Annotated in this window: 24 protein-coding genes; 17 read left to right on the forward strand and 7 right to left on the reverse strand. The window is 67.2% G+C overall.

Features of this window, described 5'->3' with window-relative positions; genetic code table 11:
- The first annotated feature begins 12 nt into the window (after positions 1-12).
- The 10 genes from AC1DS6_RS28620 (at position 13) to AC1DS6_RS28665 (ending at position 10488) form a co-directional block, all read left to right on the forward strand.
- Positions 13-1200 carry a lipid-transfer protein gene (locus AC1DS6_RS28620; protein ID WP_441630423.1) on the forward strand — a complete coding sequence of 396 codons (1188 nt, stop codon included), beginning with the start codon at positions 13-15 and terminating at the stop codon, positions 1198-1200.
- A 90-nt stretch (positions 1201-1290) separates the two neighbouring features.
- Positions 1291-2280 (forward strand): Bug family tripartite tricarboxylate transporter substrate binding protein, encoded by a 990-nt coding sequence (locus AC1DS6_RS28625; protein WP_441630425.1) that lies wholly within the window; start codon positions 1291-1293, stop codon positions 2278-2280.
- A gap of 47 nt (positions 2281-2327) precedes the next feature.
- Positions 2328-3263 (forward strand): SDR family oxidoreductase, encoded by a 936-nt coding sequence (locus AC1DS6_RS28630; RefSeq protein WP_441630427.1) that lies wholly within the window; start codon positions 2328-2330, stop codon positions 3261-3263.
- Positions 3260-4831 carry an acyl-CoA synthetase gene (locus AC1DS6_RS28635; RefSeq protein WP_441630429.1) on the forward strand — a complete coding sequence of 524 codons (1572 nt, stop codon included), beginning with the start codon at positions 3260-3262 and terminating at the stop codon, positions 4829-4831. The genes AC1DS6_RS28630 and AC1DS6_RS28635 overlap by 4 nt, the downstream gene beginning before the upstream one ends.
- A 70-nt stretch (positions 4832-4901) precedes the next feature.
- Positions 4902-6059 (forward strand): acyl-CoA dehydrogenase family protein, encoded by a 1158-nt coding sequence (locus AC1DS6_RS28640; protein WP_441630431.1) that lies wholly within the window; start codon positions 4902-4904, stop codon positions 6057-6059.
- Positions 6060-6111: 52 nt separating this feature from the next.
- Positions 6112-7113: an acyl-CoA dehydrogenase family protein gene (locus AC1DS6_RS28645; RefSeq protein ID WP_441630433.1), complete on the forward strand. Its 1002-nt coding sequence runs from the start codon at positions 6112-6114 to the stop codon at positions 7111-7113.
- Positions 7110-7787: a hypothetical protein gene (locus AC1DS6_RS28650; RefSeq protein ID WP_441630435.1), complete on the forward strand. Its 678-nt coding sequence runs from the start codon at positions 7110-7112 to the stop codon at positions 7785-7787. Before AC1DS6_RS28645 ends, AC1DS6_RS28650 begins: the two co-directional genes overlap by 4 nt.
- 21 nt (positions 7788-7808) lie before the next feature.
- Positions 7809-8603, forward strand: coding sequence for a crotonase/enoyl-CoA hydratase family protein (locus AC1DS6_RS28655; RefSeq protein WP_441630437.1), 795 nt, complete (start codon positions 7809-7811; stop codon positions 8601-8603).
- Between the two features lie 25 nt (positions 8604-8628).
- Positions 8629-9651 (forward strand): NAD(P)H-dependent flavin oxidoreductase, encoded by a 1023-nt coding sequence (locus AC1DS6_RS28660; protein ID WP_441630439.1) that lies wholly within the window; start codon positions 8629-8631, stop codon positions 9649-9651.
- A gap of 135 nt (positions 9652-9786) precedes the next feature.
- Entirely contained in the window at positions 9787-10488 is a 702-nt protein-coding gene (locus tag AC1DS6_RS28665) for an alpha/beta hydrolase (protein ID WP_441630441.1), read from the forward strand.
- A 55-nt stretch (positions 10489-10543) separates the two neighbouring features.
- Here AC1DS6_RS28665 and AC1DS6_RS28670 read toward each other — a convergent pair whose 3' ends face one another.
- Positions 10544-11488 carry a LysR family transcriptional regulator gene (locus AC1DS6_RS28670; protein ID WP_441630443.1) on the reverse strand — a complete coding sequence of 315 codons (945 nt, stop codon included), beginning with the start codon at positions 11486-11488 and terminating at the stop codon, positions 10544-10546.
- Between the two features lie 246 nt (positions 11489-11734).
- Here AC1DS6_RS28670 and AC1DS6_RS28675 point away from each other — a divergent pair, with 246 nt between their 5' ends.
- The 6 genes from AC1DS6_RS28675 to AC1DS6_RS28700 all read left to right on the forward strand — a co-directional run bounded on the left by AC1DS6_RS28675 (position 11735) and on the right by AC1DS6_RS28700 (position 17761).
- A complete protein-coding gene (locus AC1DS6_RS28675) occupies positions 11735-12958 on the forward strand; it encodes a CaiB/BaiF CoA transferase family protein (RefSeq protein WP_441630445.1) in 1224 nt (407 codons plus the stop codon).
- A gap of 54 nt (positions 12959-13012) precedes the next feature.
- Positions 13013-13981, forward strand: coding sequence for a Bug family tripartite tricarboxylate transporter substrate binding protein (locus tag AC1DS6_RS28680; protein WP_441630447.1), 969 nt, complete (start codon positions 13013-13015; stop codon positions 13979-13981).
- A 4-nt stretch (positions 13982-13985) separates the two neighbouring features.
- Positions 13986-14444 carry a MaoC family dehydratase gene (locus AC1DS6_RS28685; RefSeq protein ID WP_441630449.1) on the forward strand — a complete coding sequence of 153 codons (459 nt, stop codon included), beginning with the start codon at positions 13986-13988 and terminating at the stop codon, positions 14442-14444.
- 22 nt (positions 14445-14466) lie between these two features.
- Complete coding sequence (locus AC1DS6_RS28690) at positions 14467-15243, forward strand: SDR family NAD(P)-dependent oxidoreductase (RefSeq protein ID WP_441630451.1); 777 nt, start codon at positions 14467-14469, stop codon at positions 15241-15243.
- Between the two features lie 178 nt (positions 15244-15421).
- Positions 15422-16618: an acyl-CoA dehydrogenase family protein gene (locus AC1DS6_RS28695; protein WP_441630453.1), complete on the forward strand. Its 1197-nt coding sequence runs from the start codon at positions 15422-15424 to the stop codon at positions 16616-16618.
- 15 nt (positions 16619-16633) lie between these two features.
- Positions 16634-17761, forward strand: a complete 1128-nt coding sequence (locus tag AC1DS6_RS28700) for an acyl-CoA dehydrogenase family protein (protein ID WP_441630455.1) — start codon at positions 16634-16636, stop codon at positions 17759-17761.
- Between the two features lie 153 nt (positions 17762-17914).
- Here AC1DS6_RS28700 and AC1DS6_RS28705 read toward each other — a convergent pair whose 3' ends face one another.
- The 4 genes from AC1DS6_RS28705 to AC1DS6_RS28720 form a co-directional block, all read right to left on the reverse strand.
- The gene (locus AC1DS6_RS28705; RefSeq protein WP_477103642.1) at positions 17915-19336 is read right to left on the reverse strand and encodes an aldehyde dehydrogenase family protein; all 1422 of its coding nucleotides are present in this window, start codon (positions 19334-19336) and stop codon (positions 17915-17917) included.
- A 53-nt stretch (positions 19337-19389) separates the two neighbouring features.
- Entirely contained in the window at positions 19390-20298 is a 909-nt protein-coding gene (locus tag AC1DS6_RS28710; protein ID WP_441630459.1) for a TauD/TfdA dioxygenase family protein, read from the reverse strand.
- 133 nt (positions 20299-20431) lie between these two features.
- The gene (locus AC1DS6_RS28715; protein ID WP_441630460.1) at positions 20432-22207 is read right to left on the reverse strand and encodes a hypothetical protein; all 1776 of its coding nucleotides are present in this window, start codon (positions 22205-22207) and stop codon (positions 20432-20434) included.
- Positions 22208-22309: 102 nt separating this feature from the next.
- Positions 22310-23983 carry a GMC family oxidoreductase gene (locus tag AC1DS6_RS28720; RefSeq protein ID WP_477103643.1) on the reverse strand — a complete coding sequence of 558 codons (1674 nt, stop codon included), beginning with the start codon at positions 23981-23983 and terminating at the stop codon, positions 22310-22312.
- 294 nt (positions 23984-24277) lie between these two features.
- Here AC1DS6_RS28720 and AC1DS6_RS28725 point away from each other — a divergent pair, with 294 nt between their 5' ends.
- Complete coding sequence (locus AC1DS6_RS28725; RefSeq protein ID WP_477103644.1) at positions 24278-24994, forward strand: GntR family transcriptional regulator; 717 nt, start codon at positions 24278-24280, stop codon at positions 24992-24994.
- A gap of 45 nt (positions 24995-25039) precedes the next feature.
- Here AC1DS6_RS28725 and AC1DS6_RS28730 read toward each other — a convergent pair whose 3' ends face one another.
- Together AC1DS6_RS28730 and AC1DS6_RS28735 are read right to left on the reverse strand one after the other, a co-directional pair.
- Positions 25040-25438, reverse strand: a complete 399-nt coding sequence (locus AC1DS6_RS28730; RefSeq protein ID WP_441630465.1) for a Zn-ribbon domain-containing OB-fold protein — start codon at positions 25436-25438, stop codon at positions 25040-25042.
- Positions 25439-25442: 4 nt separating this feature from the next.
- On the reverse strand, positions 25443-25694 hold a 252-nt coding region (locus AC1DS6_RS28735; protein WP_441630467.1), incomplete at its 5' end, for a thiolase C-terminal domain-containing protein.

The following is a 25694-nucleotide window of genomic DNA, read 5'->3' on the forward strand; positions in this document are numbered from 1 at the left end:
CAGGAAACCATCATGAGCGAAAAAGTACTAGTTGGCGGCGTGGGCATGATCCCCTTCGCCAAGCCCGGCGCGAGCCTGAGCTATACCGAAATGGGCGCCGAAGCCGTGCGCCGCGCCCTGGCCGACGCCGGTATCGGCTACGACCTCGTGCAGCAGGCCTTCGCCGGCTACGTCTACGGCGACTCCACCTGCGGCCAGACCGCGCTGTACGAGGTGGGCATGACGGGCATCCCCATCGTCAACGTCAACAACAACTGCTCGACCGGCTCCACCGCGCTGTACCTGGCACGCCAGGCCATCGCGATGGGCGATGCCGACTGCGTGCTGGCGGTCGGCTTCGAACAGATGCAGGCCGGCGCGCTGAAGTCCCACTGGGACGACCGCCCGGTCACCCGCGCGCGCTTCCAGCCGATCATGCACGGCCTGACCGCCGACATGGCGCACCTGCCGCAGGCGGTGCGCACCTTCGGCGGCGCGGGGCGCGAGTACATGCAGCGCTATGGCGCCCGCCTGGAAACCTTCGCCGCAGTGCGCGCCAAGGCCAGCCGCCACGCCGCCAACAACCCGCTGGCGCTGTTCCGCAAGGTGGTGACCACCGAAGACGTGATGAACGACGCGGTGCTGTTCCCCGGCGTACTGACCCGCCTGATGGCCTGCCCGCCGACCTGCGGCGGCGCCGCCGCCATCCTGGTGTCGGAACGTTTCGCCAAAAAGCACGGCCTGCGCACCGATGTGCAGATCCTGGCCCAGTCGCTGACCACCGATCCGCCCGCCTCGTTCGATCCGCCGTCGATGCTGAACTATGTCGGCACGCATATGACGCGCGCGGCTGCCAACAAGGTCTATGAGAAGGCAGGCATCGGGCCGGAAGACATCGACGTGTGCGAACTGCACGACTGCTTCGCGCAGAACGAAGTGATCTGCTACGAAGCGCTGGGCTTCTGCCCCGAAGGCGGCGCCGAGAAGTTCGTGATGGACGGCGATAACACCTACGGCGGCCAGGTTGTGGTCAACCCGTCGGGCGGCCTGCTCTCCAAGGGGCACCCGCTGGGCGCCACGGGGCTGGCGCAGTGCTACGAGCTGACCCATCAGCTGCGCGGCACCGCCGAACAGCGTCAGGTGAAGGATGCGAAACTGGCGCTGCAGCACAACCTGGGGCTGGGCGGCGCCTGCGTGGTGACGCTGTACGGCAAGCACTGACATAGGGCACCACCTGCCCGACATGAAGGACAAGGTGCGAGCCGCCTGCCGACCCGAGCCGGCGGCCGCACCCAGACAGGAGACAGCAAAATGAAGTTCTCTCTACCGTTGCGCCTGCTTGGCTTCGGCCTCGCCATCTCCATGCTGGCGCCGGCGCTGGCGGCGCCAGCCGCTTCGGCCGACAGCTTTCCGTCGCGCCCGCTGCGCTTTATCGTGCCGCTGACGCAGGGCAGCGGCTCCGACACCGTGACCCGCTTCGTGGCGGACCAGGTGGGCAAGGAGCTGGGCCAGCCCGGCATCGTGGAGAACCGTCCCGGCGCCGATACGCTGATCGCCGTGCAAAGCATGCTCAACGCGCCGGCCGACGGCTACAGCATCTTGCTGATCACGCCGAGTTCCATGGTGATCAACCCGCTGGTGCATGACAGCCTGCCGTACGATCCGCAGCGCGATATCCGGCCGCTGGCCAGCGCCATCCGCAGCACCTCGGTGCTGGTGACGGGTGCCGGTTCCAGCTTCAAGACCTTCGACGATGTGCTGGGCGCGGCCCGCAAGAAGGCGCGGTCGGTCAGCATGGCGAACTACAGCTACCACTACCGCCTGGGCGGGCTGCAGATGCAGCAGATGGCGGGCGTTGAGTTCAACCACATTCCCTACAAGGGCGCGTCGCAGGTGCAGTCGGACCTGATGGGCGGTTCGGTGGACGTTGCGCTGCTGGACGTGGGCGGCGCGCTGCCGCTCATCCGCGCCGGCAAGCTGCGGCCGCTGGCGGTGACCGGCAAGGCCCGCCATCCGGAGTTGCCGGCCGTGCCGACCGTGCGCGAGAGCGGGCTGCCGAACTACGAGCTCTCCGTGTGGATCGGCTTTGGCGTCAGCAGCAAAACCCCGGAACCCATTGCGCACAAGCTCGAAATGGCTTTGCTCAAGGTGATCGACAAGCCGGAGTTCAAGGACTTTGCCGCACGCACCGCGTATGCCGACGTGATCGGCCAGTCCGGCAAGCAGATGGCCACCATGATCGGAGCGGAAACGGTGCGTTACCGCCAACTGGTCAAGACCTATGACGTCAGCGCGCGCTGAACGCCGCAACGCAACCAGCCAACAGAATTAGGAATCAAGGATTCGCCATGCAACAGCTTTGCAAGGATCGCGTAGTCGTTATCACCGGCGCTGGCCGGGGCCTCGGGCGCGAGTACGCGCTGGAGTTCGCGCGGCAGGGCGCCAAGGTGGTTGTCAACGACCTGGGCGGGAAGGGCGACGGTTCGGGCGCGGCCAGCGGACCCGCGCTGGAAGTGATCGCGGAGATCCGCGCGATGGGCGGCGAGGCCCTGGCCAACTTCGACGACGTGGCCGACTGGGCCGGCGCGAAGAACATGATCGACGCCGCCATCCGCGAGTTCGGCGGGCTGGATGTGCTGGTCAACAACGCCGGCATCCTGCGCGACCGCACGCTCGTCAACATGACCGAGGAAGACTGGGACTCGGTGATCCGCGTGCATATGCGCGGCACCTTCGCGCCGTCGCGCCATGCCGCCGCCTACTGGCGCGAGGAGTCCAAGGCGGGCCGCCAGCGCGTGGCGCGCCTGATCAATACCAGCTCGTCGTCGGGCCTGTACTGCAACGCGGGCCAGGCCAACTATGGCGCGGCCAAGGCGGGCATTGCCGCCATGTCGGTGATTGCCTCGCGCGAACTGGACCGCTATGGCGTGACGGTCAACGCGATCTACCCGACCGCGATGAGCCGCCTGACGGAAGACATCTTCGCGGCCAGGCGCGCCGAGTTCACCGCCGGCGCCGCGCCGGGCTTCGATCCGCTGGACGCCGGCAACGTGGCGCCGCTGGTGGCATGGCTGGGCAGTACCGAATCGAGCGATATCACCGGGCGCGTGTTCGGCGTGCGCGGCGGCCGCATCACCGTGGCCGAGGGCTGGCATGCCGGCCCGCGCATGGAAAAGGAAGGCCGCTGGCTGGCCGAAGAACTGGGCGCGAGGATTCCCGGGCTGGTACGGCAGGCCGCGGCCAACGCCGACACCTCCGGCGAGATCCCGGGAGTGACTCGATGACCAAGACCCCGAAATACCTGGGCGACCACGCCGAACTGACGCCGGAAAAGCCCGCGGCAATCAACGGCACCACCGGCGAGATCCTGACCTATCGGGAACTCGACGCGCGCTCCAATCGTTTCGCCCAGTGCCTGTACGCGCTGGGGCTGCGGCGCGGCGACCACATCGCCATGGTGCTCGAGAACAATATGCGCTGCTTCGAGCTGTGCTGGGCGGCGCTGCGCTCGGGGCTGATGATCACCCCCGTCAACCGCTTCCTGACGGCGGCGGAAGCGGCCTACATCATCCAGGACAGCAATGCCCAGGTGGTGGTGACGTCGTACGCCATGCGCGACCTGGCGGCGCAGCTCTCCGGCCAGATGCCCACCTGCCGCCTGCAACTGATGATGGATGGCACGATCCCCGGCTGGGACAGCTACGAGGCAGCCACGCAGGCCTGTCCCGCCGAGCGCCTGGCCGAGGAATGGATGGGCGCCACCATGATCTACAGCTCGGGCACCACCGGGCGGCCCAAGGGCATCATCCGCAACCAGCCCAACGGCATGGTCACGGAAGGCTCCGGGTCGGCGCGCCGGCCGCAGTTCGAACGCTACGGCTTCGACGCGCGGACCATTTACCTGTCGCCGGCCCCGCTGTATCACACCGCGCCGCTCGGCTACGGGCTGGAAACGCAGTTCTGCGGCGGCACCATCGTCTTCATGGAGAAGTTCGACGCGGTGGAAGCGCTGCGCATGATCGAGCGCTACCGCGTGACCCACAGCCAGTGGGTGCCGACCATGTTCATCCGCATGCTCAAGCTCGAACCGGCGCAGCGCCAGGGCTTCGACCTGTCCAGCCACCGTGTCGCCATCCATGCCGCGGCGCCGTGCCCGCAGGACGTCAAGCACCAGATGATCGACTGGTGGGGGCCGATCCTGCATGAGTACTACGCGGCCACCGAGGGCAATGGCGTGACCACGCTCGATACGCAGCAATGGCTGGCTCACCCCGGTTCGGTCGGCAGCGCCTTGCTGGGCGTCCTCCATATCTGCGACGACGAGGGCAATGAGCTGCCGGTGGGGGAAACCGGCATGGTGTACTTCGAGCGCGAGCAGCTCCCGTTCCACTATCACAACGATCCCGAGAAGACCCGCTCGGCGCAGCATCCGGTGCATCCGACCTGGACCGCCGTCGGCGACGTGGGCCGCCTGGATGCGGACGGCTATCTCTACCTGACCGACCGCAAGGCGTTCATGATCATCTCGGGCGGCGTCAATATCTATCCGCAGGCTATCGAGGACGCGCTGGTGGTCCACCCTAGCGTGGGCGACGCCGCGGTGATCGGCGTGCCGAACGCCGAGATGGGCGAAGAGGTCAAGGCCGTGGTCGAGCCGGCCAGCGGCGTGGTGCCGTCGGAAGCGCTGGCCGAGGAACTGCTGGCCTACCTGCGCACCAAGGTGGCCCGCTACATGGTGCCGCGCTCGATCGATTTCATCGACGCCATGCCGCGCCTGCCGACCGGCAAGCTCTACAAGCAGCCGCTGCGGGAGCGCTACTGGAATGCGCCCGTACCGGCGCGCAAGACCTGAATAACGATGCGGCGGGCCGGCCGCGCTGTAGCGCCGTGCCATCCGCCCGCACCGAAACCTGGAGCAAGAAGTGAGCAACCTGCTTGATGCCTTCCACCTTACGGCCCTGCCTCCCGAGGCCGAGGCCTTTCGCGCGGAAGTGAAGGATTTCCTCAAGGAAAGCCTGCCACCCGCGACCGCCGATATCCGCGCGCGCTCGTGGCTGGGCTTCGACGCAGCTTTCAGCCGGCGCCTCGCCCAGCGCGGCTGGGTCGGGCTGACCCTGCCCGCCAGCTACGGCGGCGCGGGCATGGATGCGTTCAGGCGCTTCGTGCTGGTGGAGGAACTGCTGGCCGCGGGCGCGCCGGTGGCGGCCCACTGGGTGGCCGACCGGCAGAGCGGTCCGCTGATCCTGAAATACGGCAGCGAGGCGCAGAAGGACTTCTACCTGTCCCGGATCTGCGCGGGCACGGCGTTCTTCTGCATCGGCATGAGCGAGCCGAACGCCGGTTCGGATCTGGCCAGCGTGCGCACGCGCGTCACGCGCTGCGAAGGCGGGTGGCGCCTGAACGGCCGCAAGATCTGGACCACCAACGCGCATCACTGCCACTACATGATCGCGCTGGTGCGCTCGTCCGGTGTGCCCGAAGACCGCCAGAAGGGCCTCTCGCAATTCATCGTCGACCTGTCGCTGCCCGGCGTCAACGTGCGGCCCATCGTCGACCTGACCGGCGACGCGCACTTCTCCGAGGTGACCTTCGACGACGTCTTCCTGGCCGACGGCACGCTGATCGGCAACGAGGGCGGCGGCTGGGAGCAGGTCACGGCGGAACTGGCCTTCGAGCGCAGCGGCCCCGAGCGCATCTACTCCAGCATCGTGCTGATCGATTGCTGGGCCGGGCACCTGCGCCGGCACGGCGCCAGTGACGCCGATACCGTTTTGCTGGGCAGCTTCGCCACGCAACTGGCCACCTTGCGCAGCCTGTCGGTGGCGGTCACCGCCAGGCTGGTCCGCGGCGAAAGCCCGATTGTCGAGGCGGCGCTGGTGAAGGACATCGGCACGGAGTTCGAGCAGGCCATCCCCGCGCTGCTGGAAGCCGCCATTGCCGCGGACCCCGGGCAGGAAGTGGATGCCGAGCTCTATCGCACGGTGGCTTACCTCAGCCAGATCTCGCCGACATTCTCGCTGCGCGGCGGTACGCGCGAAGTGCTGCGCGGCATGATCGCGCGCGGCCTGGGCTTGCGCTGAAGCACGCGGCCAACGCATACGGCTAATGCCTACGATTTAGAAAGAGAGACTCATGTTCACCGAAGCCATTGAGCAAATCCTGCGCGACCGGGTCACACCGGAAGCGGTGCGGGCAATCGAGAAAGGCGCGGCGCCCACGGCGGTCTGGGACGCGCTGGATGCGGCGGGTTTCCTGGAACTGCTGGCGCCCGAGGCCGAAGGCGGCGCGGGGCTGCCATTGCCGGCGCTGGCGCCCATCTTCACCGCTTTCGGGCGCTATGCCTTGCCGGTGCCTGCGGCGCAGAGCATCGCGGCGCGGGCGCTGTTGCGCGACGCCGGCGTGCCGGTGCCTGCCGGCATGATCACCCTGGCCGGTGCCTGCCGGCGCACGCCGGACGGCGTGCTGCGCGCGCCGCTGGTGCCGTTCGGCATGACCAGCGACCATGTGCTCGCGAACGTGGACGGCAGCCTGCTGCTGCTTGACGCGACGCAAGCGCAGCGCGTGCCCACCGGCGTGCGCGGCAGCCTGTGCGGCACGCTGAGCTGGAACAGTGACGCCGTGCCTGCCGCCCTTGGCGGCAATGGCGAAGAGGTTCGTCTGTTCAGCGCGGCGATCCACGCGGCCGCTATCGCCGGTGCCCTTGACCGGGTGTTCGGCATGACCCTGCAATACTGCAATGACCGCTCGCAATTCGGCAAGTCGATCGGCAAGTTCCAGGCGGTGCAGCATCAGTTGAGCGTGATGGCCCAGCATGTGGCATCGGCGGGCATTGCCGCCGAAATGGCCTTCAGCGATGCGGGCCAGGTCCCGGCCCGGCTGCCGGCAGCCATGGCCAAGGCGCGCACCAGCATGGCGGTGCCGCTGGTGGCAGCGGCGGCGCACGCCCTGCATGGCGCCATCGGCGTGACCGAGGAATACGATCTCCAGCTCTACACGCGGCGCCTGCATGAATGGCGCGCGGCCGATGGCGCGGAGACGTTCTGGAACCGCATGGTCGGTGAAGCGCTGCTGGACCGGGCGCAGGGCTCGGTGGCGGATTTCGCACGGACGACGCTCTGCGCCGTGCCGGCATGAGCGCGCGCAGCCGGGCCGCCGGGCGGCTGCTGCCGATCCTCAGCGAACTCCGGATGGAAGTTCGCGCGCGCAGCCGGCTCGCCCACAAGCTCACGCTGAAGCGCACGGCGAATGGCACGGAAGACTACTACGCCCATCTGGCCGGCTTGTTCGATCGCTGGATCGAGGACAGCGACTTCCATACGCGGGTGGTCTGCTTCGCCTCGGCGACGGAGTTCGGCATGGCGATGCAGCACCATGCCGAACGCTGCCAGGCCGCGGCCCAGGAGAGCGGATCGGATGCGCTGCGCGCGCTGTTCTGGGCGTCCCTGCGCCGTATTCAGGCGCGGCGCGGCCACGCCCCTGACATGCGCGCGCCCGCGCCCCCGCCCCCGCCGTTGGCCGCCAGCCCGGAGGCGGCACCGCCATTGCAGGACCTGTGCGCGCGTTGCGAAAGCCTGCGCCACGACGCGCGCTGCGCCGATGGCCATGCCGCGCTGCGGCCTGTCGGCGACGTCCGCTGGCGCAGCTTTGGCGCGGGCGTCGTGTGCCAGACCAAGGAACATCAGTGCCGCGCCTGCAACACCAGATGGACCCGGCGCTGGAGTGTGTCGGATCCGTTCACGGGATGGACAGTGACCCGCCATGCCGCACCCATTCACCACGATGGAAGCATCGTATCAAGCAGCGATTGACGCAGCGAGGAGAACAAATCCATGTCCGATTTTCTGAAGTACGAGCAGGAAGGCCACATCGTTACGCTGACCATGAACGAGCCGGAACGGCGCAATCCCCTGACCGGCAACACGGCGGTACCGGAGTTCCTGGCCGCCGTCGACCGGATCCAGGACGACCGCTCCGTGCGCGCCGTGGTGATCACCGGTAGCGGCGCGGCGTTTTCGTCCGGCGGCAATGTGCGCGACATGGGGCGCCATGCCTCCGGCGAGGTACCTGGCATGGAGATCCGGCAAGACTACCGGCGCGGCATCCAGCGCCTGCCGCTGGCGCTGTTCAACCTGGAGGTGCCGTTGATCGCGGCGGTCAACGGGCCTGCCATCGGCGCGGGGCTGGACCTGACGTGCATGTGCGACATCCGCATCGCGTCGGAGCAAGCCAGGTTCGCCGAGAGCTTCGTCAAGCTGGGCATCATTCCCGGCGACGGCGGCGCCTGGCTGCTGCCGCGCATCGTCGGCCTGTCGCGCGCGGCGGAGCTGACCTTTACCGGCCGGATGATCGATGCGCGCCAGGCGCTGGAATGGAACCTGGTGTCGCGCGTGGTACCGGCCGGGGAACTGCTGCCCACCGCGTACGGCATCGCGCAGGCGATTGCCGCCAACCCGCCGCACGCGGTCCGGCTGGCCAAGCGGCTGCTGCGCGAGGGCATGCACACGCGGCTGGACACGCTGCTGGAGATGTCGGCGGCCTTTCAGGTCCTGTCGCACCAGACCGAGGACCATCGGGAAGCGGTCTCCGCCTTTGTCGAGAAACGTTCCCCGTCGTTCGAGGGATAAGCATGGCGCAAGCCATCGTCATGCCATGACAGAATCCAGCTTTCGCACGCGCATCACCGATCTCTTCGGCATCCGCCATCCGCTGCTGCTCGGCGGCATGCATCACCTCGGCGAATCCGGCATCGTCGCCGCGGTGGTCAACGCGGGCGCCATGGGGTTTATCACCGCGCGCTCGTTCGACAGTGTCGACGCCTTGCGCCGCGATCTGCGCCGCTGCCGGGCGCTGACCAACGGCCGGCCGTTCGGCGTGAACCTGACGCTGTCGCGCCGCCCGGGCGCCAACAAGGACGTCGCCGCGTGGATACAGGCCGCGCTGGCGGAGGGCGTGCGCCACTTCGAGAGCGCGGGTTCGTCGCCAGGGGAACTGGTCGATGCCATCCATGATGGCGGCGGCATCCTGATCCACAAGTGCCCCAGCGTGCGCCATGCGCTGAGCGCGGAGCGGCTTGGGGTGGACGCGATCGCGCTGGTCGGGATGGAAGAGGGTGGCCATCCGGGAGACAACCAGCTGTCGGCGTTCCTGAATGGCGCCTTTGCGCTGGAGCAGATCCGCATCCCGCTGGTGATCGGCGGCGGTATCGGCAACGGCCGGCAGATTGCCGCCGCGCTCGCGCTGGGCGCCGACGGCGTTGTCATGGGCAGCCGTTTCATGGTCGCGTCGGAGATCATCGCGCACGATGCCCTGAAGCAGAGAATCGTGGCGTCCGATGCGGGTTGTTCGACCGCGATCCTTGCTTCGCTCGGCGATACGTGGCGGGTCCTGGTCAATGACGCGGCGCGCGAGGTGCAGCGGCTGGAAGCCGGTGGCGCGCGCCGCCATGCGGAATTTGGCGACCTGATCCTGTCTTCGCGTACCCGGCAGCGGGTCTACCAGGATGGCGATGTCGAAGGCGGGATCGTCTCGCTGGGGCCCGCCGGCGGCTTTGCCGATGGCATCGTGCCGGCGGCGGAGATCGTTGAGCGGCTCATGCGCGATGCGGCGAGTGCAGCACGGATGTTCGCCGGGCGCTTTGCCTGGGCGGCTCCCGGGCATGTTTTCCCGGCTTAGACCGCGGTTCAATCGTCTAAGCTAGTCAGCATACGGTTCCCGAGGGATTTGGGTCCGGTAGCTTGTTCCATGGTTACGGCATTGTTGTGCGGGATGGCAGCCCCCGATCTTCATGCTGCCAAACGGAGAAAGGATATGACCAAGTCTCGGATGAACATTGTTCTTGTGCATGGTGCCTGGGGCGATGCCTCGCACTGGCGGGGCGTCATCCCCTTGCTGCACGCCAAGGGCTACCACGTGGTCGCGGTGCAAAACCCCCTGACGGGGCTGGCCGACGACATTGACCGCACGAGCAAGCTCGCCGCGGCACAGGAGGGTCCGACCTTGCTGGTGGGGCATTCCTATGGCGGCGCGGTCATCACCGGCGCTGGCCACGCGCCGAATGTGGCGGGCCTTGTCTATGTCGCCGCGTTCGCGCCGGATGAAGGGGAAAGCCTGGGGAGCATCTTTGCACGGCAAGCGCCGCCTCCGGGCGCCGCGCATATCCGGCCGGACAAGGAAGGCTTCCTCTGGCTCGATCCCGTGGCCTTCAAGGAGAGCTTTGGCGACGACCTGGATGACACGGACGCCCTGGTGATGGCGGCGACGCAAAAGCCTATCGCAGCACGGTGCTTCGAGGATAAGTCCGGACCGCCGGCCTGGAAGACCAAGCCTGCCTGGTACCAGGTGTCGGACAACGACCGCATGATCCCGCCGGAGGCCGAGCGCTGGATGGCGGAACGCATGCAGCCGAAGAAGACGATTTCGCTTGCGGCGAGCCACGCTTCGCTGGCGTCGCATGCGGGAGAGATCGCCGATCTGATCGATGAGGCCGCCCGCTCGCTGGAGGCGAAGTAGACGCGCCTGACGCAGCGCTTGCCGAGACCATCGGCAGGCAAGCGGGGACGGGCAGTCAGGGGACGGGATGCGTCAGCCCGGCGCATCCCGTCCCGTCCGCCACGGTCCCGAGCGGGAACTCGCGCTCCGCCAGTTCCCGGAAACGATGCGCCGCCTGGCTTTCAAGGCCCGGGCGGTGGACCAGCGCCAGGCCGATGGATGCCGCCAGCGGGAAGTCGGTGAAGGGCCGGTAGACGATGCCGGCGCTCGGCCAGCGTTTCACGATGGACGGCACCAGGCCAACCCCGAGCCCGCTTTCCACCAGTGCCAGTACGGTCTGGATCTGGATGGCTTCCTGCCTGACGCGCGGCAGGAAGCCCGCGAGCTGGCAGGCCATCATGGCCGCGCTGTGCAGCCCGGACCCTTCGTCCGGGGCGTACATCACAAAGCGCTCCTGCGCCAGTCCGGCCAGCGGCATGGGTCCTTCACCGGCCAGCGGGTGGGCGCGCGGCAGCGCTGCCACGAACTGGTCGTGCTCCAGCTGCAACTGTTCCGCGTTGGCGCGCCTGAGCAAGGGCGTGCGCACCAGGCCCACATCGAGCGCTTCCTCGTCCAGCATCTGCATGATGCGCACGGAAGTGGATTCGCGCAGGACCAGCTCCACACCGGGGTAGTCGGCGTGAAAGCGGGACACCAGGCGCGGCAGCAACGCAAGGGTGGCGGAGCCGACAAAGCCGATGCGCAGAACGCCGCCGGTGCCGCAACTGGCGGCACGGGCCACTTCGCTCAACTGCCCCCCGTGAAAGAGGATAAGACGCGCTTCGGCCAGCGCGGCGCGGCCGGCGGCGGTCAGCGTGACGCCGCGCGCGTCCCTGGAAAACAGCGTGATATCCAGCTCCGCCTCCAGCTTCTGGATCGAAACCGACAAGGCGGGCTGCGCGATATGCAGGCGTTCGGCGGCGCGGTGGAAATTCAGCGTTTCGGCCAGCACGACAAAGTGCCGTATGCGTCGGAGATCCATCAGATCGGGGACTTCGCTTAGAGGGGACTTCGAAGGGAACATGTTAGTCCGCCGCGCGGGCATTACGCATCCGGGTTAGCCCGATAGCGCAACGACGTGCGCGGTGCCGGCACGCGGCGCGATAACGATTGTCTATCGGCCGCGCGCAAATCGGTATTGGACGCTGTCTTGCGCGCTGACTAATCTGGCGCGACGTTCGATGACAGATTCGATGACAGATGCAATTTTTGGCGAGGACAGACTGACATGATGAAAGCGCTCGGACATATCAAGGTGCTCGACCTGACACGCGTGCTGGCAGGCCCGTGGGCCACGCAGAATCTCGCCGACATGGGCGCGGACGTGATCAAGATAGAGCGGCCGGGCGGAGGCGACGACACGCGCGCTTATGGCCCGCCGTTCCTGAGGAACGCGCAAGGCATGGAAACCGCCGATTCGTCGTACTTCCTCAGCGCCAATCGCGGCAAGCGCTCGGTCACGGCGGACCTGGCCTCGCCGGAAGGCCAGGAGATCGTGCGCGAACTGGCGCGCACGGCGGACGTGCTTGTGGAGAACTACAAGGTGGGAACGCTGGCACGCTACGGCCTTGCCTATGAAGACCTGCGCGCGCTGAATCCGCGCCTGGTCTATTGCTCCATCACCGGCTTCGGCCAGTCCGGGCCCTATGCGTCGTTGCCCGGCTATGACTTCGTGTTCCAGGGCATGAGCGGCCTGATGAGCATCAGCGGCCTGCCGGACGGCGAGGCCGGAGGCGGCCCCGTCAAGTCCGGCATCGCCATCAGCGACCTGCTTACCGGCATGTACGCCAGCACCGCCATCCTGGCCGCGCTGGAACACCGCAATATCAGCGGGAGCGGCCAGCATATCGACCTGGCGCTGCTCGACTGCATGGTCACCATCGGCTCCTACCAGGCCATCAATTACTTCCTGTCCGGCAAGATTCCGCAGCGCATGGGCAATGCCCACTCCAACATGGTGCCTTACCAGGTGTTCCGCTGCCAGGAGGGCGACGTCATCGTGGCGGTCGGCAACGACAACCAGTTCACTGCGTTTTGCGGTGTAATCGACCGGCCCGGGCTGGCAACGGATCCCCGTTTTTCCTCGGCCCCGCAGCGCAATCGCTATCGCGCGGAGCTGATCCCCGAGATCGCGCGCGCCATGCTGACGCGCCCGATGGCGGAATGGATCGCGCGCATGGAAGCGGCCAATGTGCCATGCGGTCCGATCTACAACATGCAGCAGGTATTCGAGGATCCGCAAGTCAGGCATCGGCAAATGCTGCTGTCCATGCCCCATGGCAATGGGGTACAGGTGCCCTCGCTCGCCAACCCCATCCGCTTCTCCGACACGCCGATCCGCTATGAGCGAGCCGCGCCCACGCTTGGCCAGCACACCGACGAAGTGCTGGCGCGGGAACTGGGCTATCCGCCCGAGCGCATCGGCGCGCTGCGCGGCAAAGGGCGGATCTGAGCCCTGGCCGGCGCCGCGCCACATCCATCGATAACAGAAATGGCGGAGACAACCATGCAATGCTTCGTTCGTGCCATGGCAATTGCCGTGGCCTTCCTGTGCATGCCGGCGGCCACGCATGCACAAGGCCGGAACCAGCCCATCCGCTTCATCGTGCCCTATCCTCCGGGTGGCGCCACGGACCAGATAACCCGCCTGGTGGCGCATGAAGCCGCCAATGCGCTGGGCACTCCGATCGTGGTGGAAAACAAGGCCGGCGGGGCAGGGATGATCGCTGCCGAGACGGTTGCCCGCGCCGAGCCGGACGGCAGGACTTTCCTGATCGGTTCGAACGGCCCGCTGGTGATCAACAGCGCGCTGTTCCGCAAATTGCCCTACGACCCTGTCAAGGACTTCGTGCCGGTGGCGGGCCTCGGCAAGACGCCGCTGTTGCTGGCCATCAGGCCCGGTTTGCCGGTGAAGTCGGTCGCGGAGCTGGTAGCCCTCGGCAAGAAGGAGCCGGGCAAGCTGACCATGGGATCGGCCGGCAACGGCAACATCTCGCACCTGGCCGGCGAGTACACCGCCAATGCCCTGGGCTTCAAGGCCACCCTGGTGCCCTATGGCGGCAGCGCTCCCGCCATCATCAGCCTGGTCGGCGGCAATATCGACCTGCTCTTCGACGCGCTGCCGTCGTCGCTGCAACAGGTACGCGCCGGCAAGATCCGCGCGCTTGCCATTCTGGACGCCACGCGCTTTGCGCTGCTGCCGGACGTGCCGACGCTGCGCGAACTGGGTTTTCCCAATACCGATGCCAGCGCGTGGTTCGGCGTGGTGGCCCCGGCCAGGACGCCGGAGCCGGTCATCGCGAGACTGAGCAAGGCCATCAATGTGTCGTTGCGGCAACCCGCGCTGATAGAGAAGCTGCAGGCCATCGGCGCGCAACCCCTTCCTGCCACCCCGGAGGAGTTTGGCCGTCTCCTGAGCGAGGAACGCGCCAAATGGATTCCGGTGGCGAACACCCTCGGACTGAAAGCGGATTAGACCTATGCATACCCTGAACTCCATCGACGCGGTTCGCGCCCGGCTACACGGGCCGGCCGCGGTCAGCGGCTATTTCACCCTTGACCAGGCCACCATCGACACCTTTGCCAACGTGACCGGCGACCGGCAATGGATCCATGTCGATCCGGCGCGCGCCGCCGCCGATTCGCCCTATGGCTGCACCATCGCCCACGGGCTGCTGACCCTGTCGATGGTCACCGTCGCCTACACGCAGTGCTTCAGCCTTCCGGGCTGCAAGCTCCTGCTCAACTACGGCTTCGACAAGATCCGCTTCACCGGCCCGGTGCCGGCGGGTGCCCGCATCCGCGGCAGCTTCCACCTGGCCGGTCTGGAAGACGTCCGCCCGGGCGAGGTGCGCGGCATCTGGCGGGTGGAGATCCATGTGGAAGGGAGCGAGCGCCCGGCCATGGTGGCCACGTGGCTGCTGCAGATGCGCTACTGATCGCCGACAGGAAGGAGAGAATATGGACTGCACCCCGAATTCCCTGCAGGGAAAGAGCATCATCGTCACCGGCGCGGCACAGGGCATCGGCCGCGCCATCGCGCGCCTGGCGCTGGACCTGGGCGCCCAGGTGAGCGCCGTGGACCTGAACGCCGAAGCGCTGGCCGAACTGCGGCTGGCCTGCGGCGACGCCCCGCTGCTGACGCTGGCCGGCAGCGTAGCCGACGCGGAATTTGCCGCGCATGCCGTGCGCGAAGCCGTGGCGCGTTTCGGGGCCGTGCATGGCCTGGTCAACAACGCAGGCATCACGCGCCCGGCCATGATCGAGAAGATGACGGCGCAAGCCTGGCAGCAGGTGATCGACGTGCACCTGACCGGCTCCTTTCACTTCCTGCAAGCGGCCGGCCGCCACATGCTGGAGCGCGCGCGCGCCGGAGACGCCACGGGCGGGGCCATCGTCAATATTTCATCCGACGCGGGGCGCCGCGGCACCATCGGCCAGATCAACTACGGCGCGGCGAAGGCGGGCGTGCTGGGCCTGACCATGTGCGCGGCGCGCGAGTGGGGCAAGTACGCCATCCGCGTCAATACCGTCGGCTTCGGCGTGGTGGAGACGCCGATGACCGAGACCATCCGCAGCGACAAGTTCCGGGACACCTACCTCGCGCAGATCCCGCTGGGGCGCTGGGCGGCGCCGGAAGAAGTGGCGCGTCCGGTTTGCTTCCTGCTTTCCGATGCGGGCTCTTATGTGACGGGGCAGCACCTGTCGGTCAACGGGGGCTACACCATCGGTCTTTGAACCCGGTGCGGCGGCGCCGGCAGGGTGTTCTTGCCCGATGGGTGGCCCACCCGTCGGCGCGCGGCCGGGACGCATCTCGTACCGCTAGCATGGGGGCAGCCAAACACTTTCAAACACGCCGGGCCTGGCGCAGGCAGAGAGGCGCCGGGCGCGCGCGAGCATACGAGGGGACAAGCCAATGGATTTGCGATTCACCGCGGCGGAACAAGGGTTCCGGGAGGAGGTCCGTGCCTTTGCGCAGGACAGGCTGCCCGCCGATATCCGCGACAAGGTGCTGGGCCACCGCCGCCTGGGTAAGGACGACTACGTGCGCTGGCACCGTATCCTGCACGCGCACGGCTGGGGTGCGCCGGCCTGGCCGAAGCAGTTCGGCGGCACCGGCTGGACCGCCATGCAGCGCCTGATCTTCGAGATCGAGACATTCCGCGCCGGCGCGCCGCGCCTGCTCTCGTTCGGCCTGACCATGATCGCCCCGGTGCTGATGAAATACGGCAGCCCCGAGCAACAGGCGCGCTTCCTGCCGCGCATCCCGGGCATGGAGGATTTCTGGTGCCAGGGCTACTCGGAGCCGGGCTCGGGCTCAGACCTGGCCTCGCTGAAGACGCGCGCCGAGCGCCGGGGCGACCGCTACATCGTCAACGGCCAGAAGATCTGGACCACCATGGCCCAGTACGCAGACTGGATCTTCTGCCTGGTACGGACCGATCCCGAGGCCAAGCAGCAGGAAGGCATCTCGATGCTGCTGATCGACATGAACTCGCCCGGCATCACCGTGCGGCCCATCGTCACGCTCGATGGCAGTCACGATGTCAACGAAACGTGGTTCGAGAATGTCGAGGTGCCGGTCGCCAACCTCGTGGGCGAGGAAAACCGTGGCTGGACCTACGCCAAATACCTGCTGGGCCATGAGCGCACCGGCATTGCCGGCATCGGCCATTGCCACCGCGAGTTGCGCCAGCTCAAGCACTATGCCAGCCAGGCCACCGATGGCGCGGGCCGTCCGATGAGCGAGGACGTGCGCATGCGCGACAAGATCGCGCGCCTGGAGATGGACCTGATGGCGCTGGAGATGTTGCTGCTGCGCGCGATCACCCAGGATGGCGGCCGGGGCCCGGGCCCCGAGGCCTCCATCATCAAGATTCGCGGCTCCGAGCTGCAGCAGGATATCGCCATGCTGCAGATGGAGGTGGCTGGCCCGCACGCCTGGCCATTTGCGCCGCAATGGCTCGACGCGGGCTCCGTGCAACCGGTGAGCGGCCCGGACTGGGCCGCGCCGGCGGCCTCGACCTACTTCGATATGCGCAAGACCACGATCTATGGCGGCGCCACCGAGGTGCAGAAGAACATCATCGCCAAGATGATCCTCGGTTTCTGAAGGGACTAAGCAGACATGGACTTCACCTACAGCGAAGAACAGCAAATGCTGGCGGACAGCCTGCGCCGGTTTGTCGACACGGAATATACCTTTACGCAACGCCGCAACAGCGCACGCGGTGGCGGCGGCTTCGACCGCAGGATGTGGTCGGCGCTGGCCGAGATGGGCGTGCTGGGACTGACCGTGCCGCCGGAATTCGGCGGCTTCGGCCAAGGTGCGGCGAGCCAGTTGGTGGTGCATCGCGAGCTGGGCCGGGGCCTGGTGCTGGAACCGGTGATCCCCAGCGCGGTGATGGCTACGGCGGTGCTCGCCGCGTACGGCAGCAAGGCGCAGCAGCAAGCCTGGCTACCCGCGCTTGCCGCCGGCGAGCGCGTGCTTGCGCTGGCCTATCTCGAACCCGCCACCCGTTACCGCCCGGAGGCCGCGCGCGCCAGCGCCGAGCGCCGCGGCGACGGCTATGTGCTCAACGGTATCAAGTCGCTGGCCTGGCACGGTGCGGCCGCGGACGCCTTGCTGGTCAGCGCCCGTGTCGCCGGCAGCAACGACCTTGCGCTATTCCTGGTGCCGCGCGACGTGCCCGGGCTGACCATCGGTGCCTACCCCACCATGGATGGCCTGCATGCCGCGGACCTGACGCTGAGCAATGTGCTGGTGGGCGGCGATGCGGTGATCGGCCAGCCTGCCGATGGCCTGGCCGCGCTCGAGCACGGTATCGATCACGGCCTTGCCGCGCTCTGCGCCGAAGCGGCGGGCGCGATGGAGAAGCTGATTGCCATCACCGGCGAATACCTGCGCAACCGTCACCAGTTCGGCAAGCCGCTGGCGAGTTTCCAGGCCCTGCAGCATCGCATGGCGGATATGCTGGTGCAGGCCGAGCTGGCGCTGTCGATGGCCTATGTTGCCGCGCAGGGGCTGACCGAGTCCGACCTCGCCGCGCGTCGCCGTATGCTGTCCGGCGCGAAGGTGGTGGTGGCGAGGGCTGGCCGCCTGGTCGGCCAGCAAGCGGTGCAGCTGCACGGCGGCATGGGCATGACCGATGAGCTGGAGGTGGGAGACTACTTCAAGCGGCTGACGATGATGGATGTGCTGCTGGGGGATTCGGATTACCACCTGGGGCGGTATTGCGTGGCGATGGCCGCGTAGTGCCTGTGTTCTGAACGGGTGCGGGTGGCCTGCGGCAAAACGCCGGTTTGCGCCCCTCTCCCGCCATGCGGGAGAGGGCGGCATTGCTGGAGTCACCCCAGCGATGAATCGACCCACACGAAAGCCGGATAAACCTCGCTTTCTTCTCTTGTTTCAGCTCGTCACCGACTTGCACTCCAGGAACTCGGCCAGACCCTCGGCCCCATACTCCCGCCCGTTGCCCGAAGTCTTGTACCCGCCGAAAGGCACCGTGATATCCAGCATCGCCCCATTGATCCGCACCGATCCCACCCGCAGGCGCGCCGCCACGCGGCGTGCGCGTTCGGGGTTGCCCGAGGCGATATAGCCGGCCAGGCCGAACACGGAGTCGTTGGCAATCGCGATGGCGTCCTCTTCGCCGTCATACGGGATCATGGCCAGCACGGGCCCGAAGATTTCCTCGCGAGCGATGGCCATGTCATTGCGCACATCGGCGAAAACGGTGGGCCTGGTGTAGAAGCCGCGCTCCAGCCCTTCCGGACGGCCAGGGCCGCCAGCCACCACGCGCGCGCCTTCCTCGATGCCGATGCCGATCATGCGCTGCACCTTTTCGTACTGCCCACGGTTGGAGATCGGGCCCATCCTGGTGGCCGGATCCGCCGGGTCGCCCACGACGACCGCGTTGGCAGCCGCGGCGGCGATGGTGACGGCCTCCTCATAGCGTTCGCGCGGCACCAGCATGCGCGTCGGCGCCACGCAGGTCTGCCCGGAGTTGGCCATGCACTGCGCCACGCCGCTGGTCACCGCGGCTTGCAGGTCGGCATCGTCGAGGATCAGCAGCGCGGACTTGCCGCCAAGCTCCTGGGCCACCCGTTTGACGGTAGGGGCGGCGCTGATCGCCACTTCCACGCCGGCGCGCGTGGATCCGGTGATCGACACCATGTCCACGCCGGGGTGCGAGGAGAGGGCGGCGCCCACGATCGGGCCTGCGCCATAGATCATGTTGAATACGCCGGGAGGCGTGCCGGCTTCGTGCATGATCTCGGCGAAGATGATCGCGTCCAGCGGCGAAATCTCGGACGGCTTGAGCACCACCGTGCAGCCCGCGGCCAGCGCCGGCGCAACCTTGGCGGCGATCTGGTTCAACGGCCAGTTCCAGGGCGTGATCAGCGCGGCGACGCCGATCGCCTCTCGCCGGACATAGCTCTTGGCATGCGCGGTTTCGAACTCGAAATGGCGCAGCGTCTCCACGGCGGCCTGGATCTGCGCCAGCCCGATGGGCGCCTGCACGTTCTTGCACAGCGTGATAGGGGCGCCGATTTCGGCACGCACGGCCTCGGCGATGTCGCCCAGGCGGGCGCGGTAAAGCTCGATCACGCGTTCAAGCAGGGCGATACGTTCCTCGCGGCTGGTTTCCGACCACGCCGGGAAAGCAGCCCGCGCGGCGGCGACGGCGGCGTGGACGTCCGTGGCGGTGCCCATTGCCAGCTTGCCGGCCGGTGCTTCGGTGGCCGGATCGACGATATCCACCAGCGTGCTGCCGGCGGATGGTTCGACCCATTGGCCGTTGATGTAGAAATGGTTCAGCATCTTCATTAGCGTTCTCCTTCGTGTTTTGTACGCGTGGTACGAGCAGCCGGATGCCCGGCTCAGACCGGACGGTCGCCGATGACGGTCGCCCGCATCATGTGCCGTACCGCCGGGAAGTAGTCCTGGACTGCATAGTGCTGGGTGGAGCGGTTGTCCCAGAAGGCAATGGTGTTGCGCTGCCATTTCAGACGCACCTGGTACTCGGGCGCGGCAGCCTGGCGGAAGAGGTATTGCATCAGGTCCATCTCCGCCGGCCGGAAGTCGGAGCCGATGCGGTACGGCTGCTCCCTGGCGTAGTTGGCGAAGTGGGTCGTGAACCCCTCGTTGACGTAGAGGATCTTTTCACCGCTTTCCGGATGCGTGCGCACCACGGGGTGGACCGCGGGCGGGTACTTCTGGCGCATGGCCTCGTACTTGTCGTCCGCAAGGGCCTGGCCGAAGGTCGGCATCGCGTCGTGCACGCCATTGAGCCGGGCAATGCGCGCCTTGACGTCTTCCGGCAGGTTGGCATAGGCCGCCGCCATATTGACCCAGATCGTGTCGCCGCCCACCTCGGGCGTTTCCACGCAACGCAGCATCGAGGCCATGGACGGGACTTCGCGCCATGACACGTCGGAGTGGTACAGGTTCTCGCGGCCGCGCTGCCCCCCGTTGCGGCCAAACACCACCAGCTCCGGATGGTCCGGGTGGTGGCCGATCATGGGGTGGATCTCCAGTTCGCCGAAGCGGCGCGCCACGGCCACATGCTGCGCCGGCGAGATCTCCTGGTCGCGGAAGAACAGCACCTTGAACTTCACCAGCGCGCGGCGCAGGGCGAGATAGGTAGCGTCGTCGAGCGGCTGGCGCAGGTCGATGCCGCCGATCTCCGCGCCGATGGTCGGCGTGGACCGCCTGACGGTAAAGGGCCAGCTCTCGGTGTCCGTCGCCCTGGTTGCAGGCAGGTCGGGGGCGGTAACAGCAGCTTGCATCTTGTGTCTCCTCGTCTTTGGGGCTGCCATCAGCCGCCACCTGGCGCTGGCTGTACGGCAGTTGCATACAGGCTGACGCGTTCGCGCCAGCCAGGCTCCTTGCGAAAGCGCGGGCATTGCGCCACCCATGGCGTCAGTCGTGCCGCGCCGTCATCACCGGGTCGTCCGCCGGCACGCGCCGCATCTTCGCCGTGTCCAGGCGCATCAGCCCGAACGCACCGCTGTAGAAGATGTGGCCCTGCGGATCGACCTTGATCGGCGAGTAGAAGCCGTTGAAGGTCGGGTCGCTGCCAGTGCGGATTGTCATTACGGTCTTGCCGGTGTCGAGATCCATGCCGATGTGGTAGCGATCATTCCACTTGCCGGTGAAATACCCGTCGATGATCGCCATGCGGCCGGCACCGCTGATCATTGGCACGATCGAGATCGAGGACACATCGGTGCGCACCCATTGCGTGCGCCAGGCATGTGCCTTCTGCTGCCACTTGAGGGCGGCGACGCCGGCCGGGCCGGGGCGGGTGGCGCCGTTGACCAGGCTGGCGAAGGTGCCGGACGGGCTGAGCTGGGGGGCGCTTCCGGTGGGAATGTTGTTCACGACGAAGGCATAGTCGCCGAAGCCGGCCACGGATTGCTCCGACTGTACCGACTCCTGCGCCGGCCCCATGTCGACCACCTTCTGGTCGGCGATGCGCGGCGACAGCGTGCCGGGCTTCTGTTTCCAGCCGGCGGGGATCTTGTCCCGCCAGAACGCTACCAGGCGCATCTTCTTCGCGCCGTCGGTGATGACGACCAGCTTGTCCTCATTCGGGCTGAACCCCATCAAGGTCGGCGTCGAGCCGGTGCCGTCGCCGATCTTCGGCGCCGGCATGCGCACGCCGCGATCGTAGGACGCCTGCCATGCGCCGCTGGCTTCGTCGCTGCGGATCTTGCCGTCCTTGTCCACCACCAGGCGGTACATGGTCGTGTTGGATGCGACATACACCGCGCCGCCGTTGGCCTCGGGGCCGGTGGCGAAGCTGTTCATGAACAGTTCGTCCTTGCCCGCAACCGTGAAGACGTCGACGACTTCGAGCGTGTCGCGGTTCAGGGTGATGACCTTGCCGCCCAGCGTATTCACGACCAGGTAGCCGTTGTAAGACATGCCCATGCCGAACAGGATGTCGGCCGGACTGCGCGTGCCGCTCGCCGCCCTGGCATTGTCGAAAAGGGAAGCCGGCAGCGTGATCGCCCGCGGCGCCTTCATCCCGGAGCCCGCTTCCTTCGGATCCTCCTGGTCGATACGGAAGATCTGGCGGCCGCTGCAGCCGTAGAAGGCGTCGTCACGGCCGAGTACCGCATAGACCGCGCCGTTGGCGACCTGATCTTCCGCCAGCGTCAAGGCGCGGTTCGGCTGGGACTTCATATAGTCGAGCAGACCCTGCTCGTCCCTTGCATCGAGGAACGTCTTCACCTCCGCGGCCTGTTCGCGGCGCCGCTCGGCGGTGACCGGCGTGTAGTTCGGCAGGTGTACCGGAATTTCGGTGCGGGCGAGTTCCACCAGCTTGTCGCCATCCACGCCCACCTTGCGCAGCGAAAAGCCGGCCCACCACCAGTAGATGTCCTTGCCGCCGACGCGATCGGCAACCAGGGGCAGGCTCCCCGATTCGTTGGGAATGACTTGCACCGAATCGGGCGTGACTTCGAAGTTGCCGCGCGGCACGGCAAAGCCGACGCTGTCCGTAGCGGCATCGTTCCAGTGAGTCTGGTTGTTGTAGGACTGCGCGAGATACGGGTTGGGAACCGGACCAGCGGGGCCGGCCGCGTGCGCTGCCGCGGCGGCAGCGGCGAGCGTCATCGCCAGGGCAAGCCGGCGGCCGCGGGCGTGGGTACGGTCGGAAGAAAACCGGGTGGTGCAGGGACTTTGCTTCATATCACTCACTTCTGCTTCGGGATGTCGTCTGTCATGAAGGGCCGCTCGGCTTGCCGGCCTACGCCGGGAAAAACCGGCGCGGCCGGTTCCCGGGCGGCCTGGTTACCTGGCGGCCGCGCGGATCAGGTCAGCCGCCTTCTCGCCGATCATGATGGCCGGCGCGTTGGTATTGCCGCCGATCAGGGTCGGCATGATCGAGGCATCGGCCACGCGCAGGCCCTCCACGCCGCGCACGCGCAGTTCGGGGTCGACCACCGCCATGTCGTCGGTGCCCATCTTGCAGGTGCCTACGGGGTGGAATACGGAATCGGCATGCTTGCGGATGTAGGCGCGGATCGCCTCTTCGTTGCCCTCGCCGGCGCCGAACGCATCGATGAGCAGCGCCTTGCCGCCCGCACCTGCCAGCGCCGGCTGCGAGAAGATGCGGCGCATCGCCCTGACACCCGCCACCATGCCTGCCATGTCCGCTTCGGCCGACAGGAAACGCGGATCGATCAGCGGCGCATCGCGCGTATCGGTAGACTGCAGCCGCACGTGTCCCCGGCTTTCCGGGCGCAACACGCAGGCGAGGGCGGTAAACCCATGCTTCAGCTCGCGCCGGCTCATTCCGGTGTGGGTGGGCGAGAGTCCGGGCATGAAATGCAGTTGCAGGTCCGGCTCGGGGAGATCGGGGCGGCTCTTGATGAAGGCGCCGGCTTCGGCCAGGTTCGAGCTGACCATCCCGGTGCGCTCACGCCGGTAGCGCCGGATTTCCGACAGCATCCGGAATACGCCGCCCAGGCTGCCGTACAGATCGGTCGAGCGGACCTGCTGGCAAAGGGTGATGTCGAGGTGATCCTGCAGGTTTTCGCCGACACCCGGCAGATCGTGGACCACGGCGATGCCGTGTTCGGCCAGATGCGATGCGGGGCCGATGCCCGAGGCCAGCAGCAACTGGGGGGAATTGAAGGCGCCGCCGCTAAGGATGACTTCGCGTCTGGCGCGCAGGGTCTGCTCGGCGCCGGCGCGCGACACGCGCACCCCGGTGGCGCGCTTGCCTTCGAAGACCACGCGCAGCGCTTGCGTCCCGGTCAGGACGGTCAGGCCCCTGCGCCCGCCGTTCAGGGCGGTGTCGGCGGCGTTGCCGCCATGCAGGTAGGCGCGCGCGCTGTTCCAGCGTTCGCCGTTGCGTTGCGTGACCTGGTACAGGCCGGCACCTTCCTGCTCAGCGCCATTGAAGTCATTGTTCAACGGCAAGCCGGCCTGCACGGCCGCCGCGACGAAGCGCTGCGAGAAGGGGTTCGGCGTGCGCAGGTCGTTGACATGCAGCAGGCCATCGCTGCCATGGTGCCTGTCGCTGACGCGCTGGTTGCGCTCGCTGCGGCGGAAATAGGGCAGCACATCGTCGTAACCCCAGCCCTTGCAGCCCAGGCGCTCCCAAAGGTCGTAGTCATTGCGGTGGCCGCGGATGTAGACCATGCCGTTGATCGAAGAACTGCCGCCCAGCCCCCGGCCGCGCGGCTGGTAGGAGCGCCGCCCGTCGAGGCCCGGCTGCGCAACGGTGCGGTACGCGTAGTTGCGCGGACCGCGCTTGGGCACCACGGCGGCCAGGGCGAGCGGCGTCCACACGCTGTAATGATGGTCGTCCGGGCCAGCCTCCAGCAATGCCACCGTGACCGCCGGATCTTCCGCCAGCCGCGCCGCCAGGGCGCAGCCGGCCGAGCCCGCGCCGACGACGATGTAGTCATACTCCGCCGCTGCCGCTTGCGCGCGGGAATTCTGTGCTGCGTTGCTCATTCCGTTCTCTCGTATCGTGAAGCGTTGCTCGCTGGCCGGTATCGCCGCGCAAGACACGAGAGCGCGCAAAGGGTCACACCGGGGTTGCGCATGACTGGCAGCCGGCGTGTCTGTGTCTCGCTCCGTATCTCTGAGCCGGCGGTACGGTCGGCCGTACTCTTGGCGGTTCAATACTGCCACGACCTGTTATAACAGGTCAAGGGTGAGGGAGGACTCCTGTCATGATAGGTATAATCCATGGACCGCCAGGATCTCCAGCCAGGGGATCCGCTCGAAACACGAAGGACCCGGACCTTGACCACGCCCCAGCCCAGATTCAGGCAAATCGAAGAAGAACTCCGCCAGCGCATCGTCGACAACAAGCTTGGGCCTGGCGCCAAGCTGCCGTCGGAATCCGAACTGATGGCGGAGTTTGGCGTCAGCCGCATCACGGTCCGGCAATCGCTGGCCGGACTGCACGCCAGCGGCCTGATCGAGAAGTTCAACGGCAAGGGCAGCTTCGTCACCCGGCCCGCGGAGACCTCGAACCTGGGGCCGCTGACGGGCTTCTATGAGGCTTCGCGCGCACGGGGGAAACTTGCCCATGGCAAGCTGGTCTCGGTGCGCAAGATCAAGGCGCCGGCGTTCGCCGTGGAAGCACTGGGCCTGAATTCGGGCGCTGCGCTGCTATGCGCTACTACGCTCCGGATGTCGAATGCCGAGCCCGCGGCCCTCTTCATGATCATGGGTGACGAAGCGGTGATCCGCGCGCTGGTGAAGGAGGACCTTGAGACCAATGACGTCATGGCGATCTTCGAGAGCCGGCTGGGTTACCGGATGAAAGAGGTCACTACCGAAAGCTCGGCGATCCCCGCCGCCGGGGATGTGGCGCGGCGGCTGGGGGTCGCGGATGGAACCCCGCTGCTACGCCTGCGATGCACCCCGATCGATATCCGTGGCATCGCGCTTTGCACATCGGAGCTGATCTTTCGGGGCGACCGCTACTCCCACAAAGCGACGGTGACGCGCTAGCCGGCGTTGTCGAGCGGCGTCCGGAAGCCGGACGGACCCCGTCAGTCAGGCGAGCGTGAAGGCCGGCACCGGCGCCCCATCGGCGGTCGCGGCGAACTTGAGCCGGACCGGCTGGCCGATGCGCACCGCGTCCAGGTCGCAATCGATGATGTTGGTCATCATCGATACGCCTTCCTCGAGCTCCACATAGGCAATGCAGAAGGGCGTGGGACCGGCCCGGCGGGTAACGCTGAGCGAATAGACGGTGCCACGGCCCGAGGCCTGCTTCCATTCGGTCTCGCCCATGCAGAACGGGCACAGCGTGCGCGGATACCAGTGCGGCTTGCCGCAGGACTTGCAATGCCTGACCAGCAGGCGGCCTTCGCGCGCGGCCTGCCAGAACGCCGCGTTGTCCGGCGACTCGGCCGGTGCTTTCAACAGGGTGGGGGTGTAGGGGGTCGCCATCTTGTTACTCCCGTTCCATGATCAAGGTGGCGCTGCCATGGCGCGAGCCGAGATAGCCGCCGGTGCCCTGGGCCAGCGCCAGGTCGCAGTTCCTGACTTGCACGGCCGGGTGCGCTTCGCCGCGCAACTGGCGCACGGCCTCGATCACCTTGGTGATGCCGCCGCGGTTGGCGGGATGGTTGTTGCACAGGCCGCCGCCGTCGGTATTGAAGGGCAGCTTGCCCACGCCGGAAATCAGGTTGCCGTCGGCCACGAA

This window comes from Cupriavidus sp. 05L310 (assembly GCF_056398185.1).

What these genes read in the sequence shown, in the direction of transcription:
- AC1DS6_RS28705 (WP_477103642.1), bottom strand. Translation starts at nt 19,336, where the DNA reads ATGAAGATGCTGAACCATTTCTACATCAACGGCCAATGGGTCGAACCA.
- AC1DS6_RS28715 (WP_441630460.1), bottom strand. Translation starts at nt 22,207, where the DNA reads ATGAAGCAAAGTCCCTGCACCACCCGGTTTTCTTCCGACCGTACCCAC.
- AC1DS6_RS28630 (WP_441630427.1), top strand. Translation starts at nt 2,328, where the DNA reads ATGCAACAGCTTTGCAAGGATCGCGTAGTCGTTATCACCGGCGCTGGC.
- AC1DS6_RS28675 (WP_441630445.1), top strand. Translation starts at nt 11,735, where the DNA reads ATGATGAAAGCGCTCGGACATATCAAGGTGCTCGACCTGACACGCGTG.
- AC1DS6_RS28645 (WP_441630433.1), top strand. Translation starts at nt 6,112, where the DNA reads ATGTTCACCGAAGCCATTGAGCAAATCCTGCGCGACCGGGTCACACCG.
- AC1DS6_RS28670 (WP_441630443.1), bottom strand. Translation starts at nt 11,488, where the DNA reads ATGGATCTCCGACGCATACGGCACTTTGTCGTGCTGGCCGAAACGCTG.
- AC1DS6_RS28700 (WP_441630455.1), top strand. Translation starts at nt 16,634, where the DNA reads ATGGACTTCACCTACAGCGAAGAACAGCAAATGCTGGCGGACAGCCTG.
- AC1DS6_RS28620 (WP_441630423.1), top strand. Translation starts at nt 13, where the DNA reads ATGAGCGAAAAAGTACTAGTTGGCGGCGTGGGCATGATCCCCTTCGCC.
- AC1DS6_RS28635 (WP_441630429.1), top strand. Translation starts at nt 3,260, where the DNA reads ATGACCAAGACCCCGAAATACCTGGGCGACCACGCCGAACTGACGCCG.
- AC1DS6_RS28720 (WP_477103643.1), bottom strand. Translation starts at nt 23,983, where the DNA reads ATGAGCAACGCAGCACAGAATTCCCGCGCGCAAGCGGCAGCGGCGGAG.
- AC1DS6_RS28625 (WP_441630425.1), top strand. Translation starts at nt 1,291, where the DNA reads ATGAAGTTCTCTCTACCGTTGCGCCTGCTTGGCTTCGGCCTCGCCATC.
- AC1DS6_RS28685 (WP_441630449.1), top strand. Translation starts at nt 13,986, where the DNA reads ATGCATACCCTGAACTCCATCGACGCGGTTCGCGCCCGGCTACACGGG.
- AC1DS6_RS28665 (WP_441630441.1), top strand. Translation starts at nt 9,787, where the DNA reads ATGACCAAGTCTCGGATGAACATTGTTCTTGTGCATGGTGCCTGGGGC.
- AC1DS6_RS28710 (WP_441630459.1), bottom strand. Translation starts at nt 20,298, where the DNA reads ATGCAAGCTGCTGTTACCGCCCCCGACCTGCCTGCAACCAGGGCGACG.
- AC1DS6_RS28660 (WP_441630439.1), top strand. Translation starts at nt 8,629, where the DNA reads ATGACAGAATCCAGCTTTCGCACGCGCATCACCGATCTCTTCGGCATC.
- AC1DS6_RS28655 (WP_441630437.1), top strand. Translation starts at nt 7,809, where the DNA reads ATGTCCGATTTTCTGAAGTACGAGCAGGAAGGCCACATCGTTACGCTG.
- AC1DS6_RS28695 (WP_441630453.1), top strand. Translation starts at nt 15,422, where the DNA reads ATGGATTTGCGATTCACCGCGGCGGAACAAGGGTTCCGGGAGGAGGTC.
- AC1DS6_RS28730 (WP_441630465.1), bottom strand. Translation starts at nt 25,438, where the DNA reads ATGGCGACCCCCTACACCCCCACCCTGTTGAAAGCACCGGCCGAGTCG.
- AC1DS6_RS28650 (WP_441630435.1), top strand. Translation starts at nt 7,110, where the DNA reads ATGAGCGCGCGCAGCCGGGCCGCCGGGCGGCTGCTGCCGATCCTCAGC.
- AC1DS6_RS28690 (WP_441630451.1), top strand. Translation starts at nt 14,467, where the DNA reads ATGGACTGCACCCCGAATTCCCTGCAGGGAAAGAGCATCATCGTCACC.
- AC1DS6_RS28680 (WP_441630447.1), top strand. Translation starts at nt 13,013, where the DNA reads ATGCAATGCTTCGTTCGTGCCATGGCAATTGCCGTGGCCTTCCTGTGC.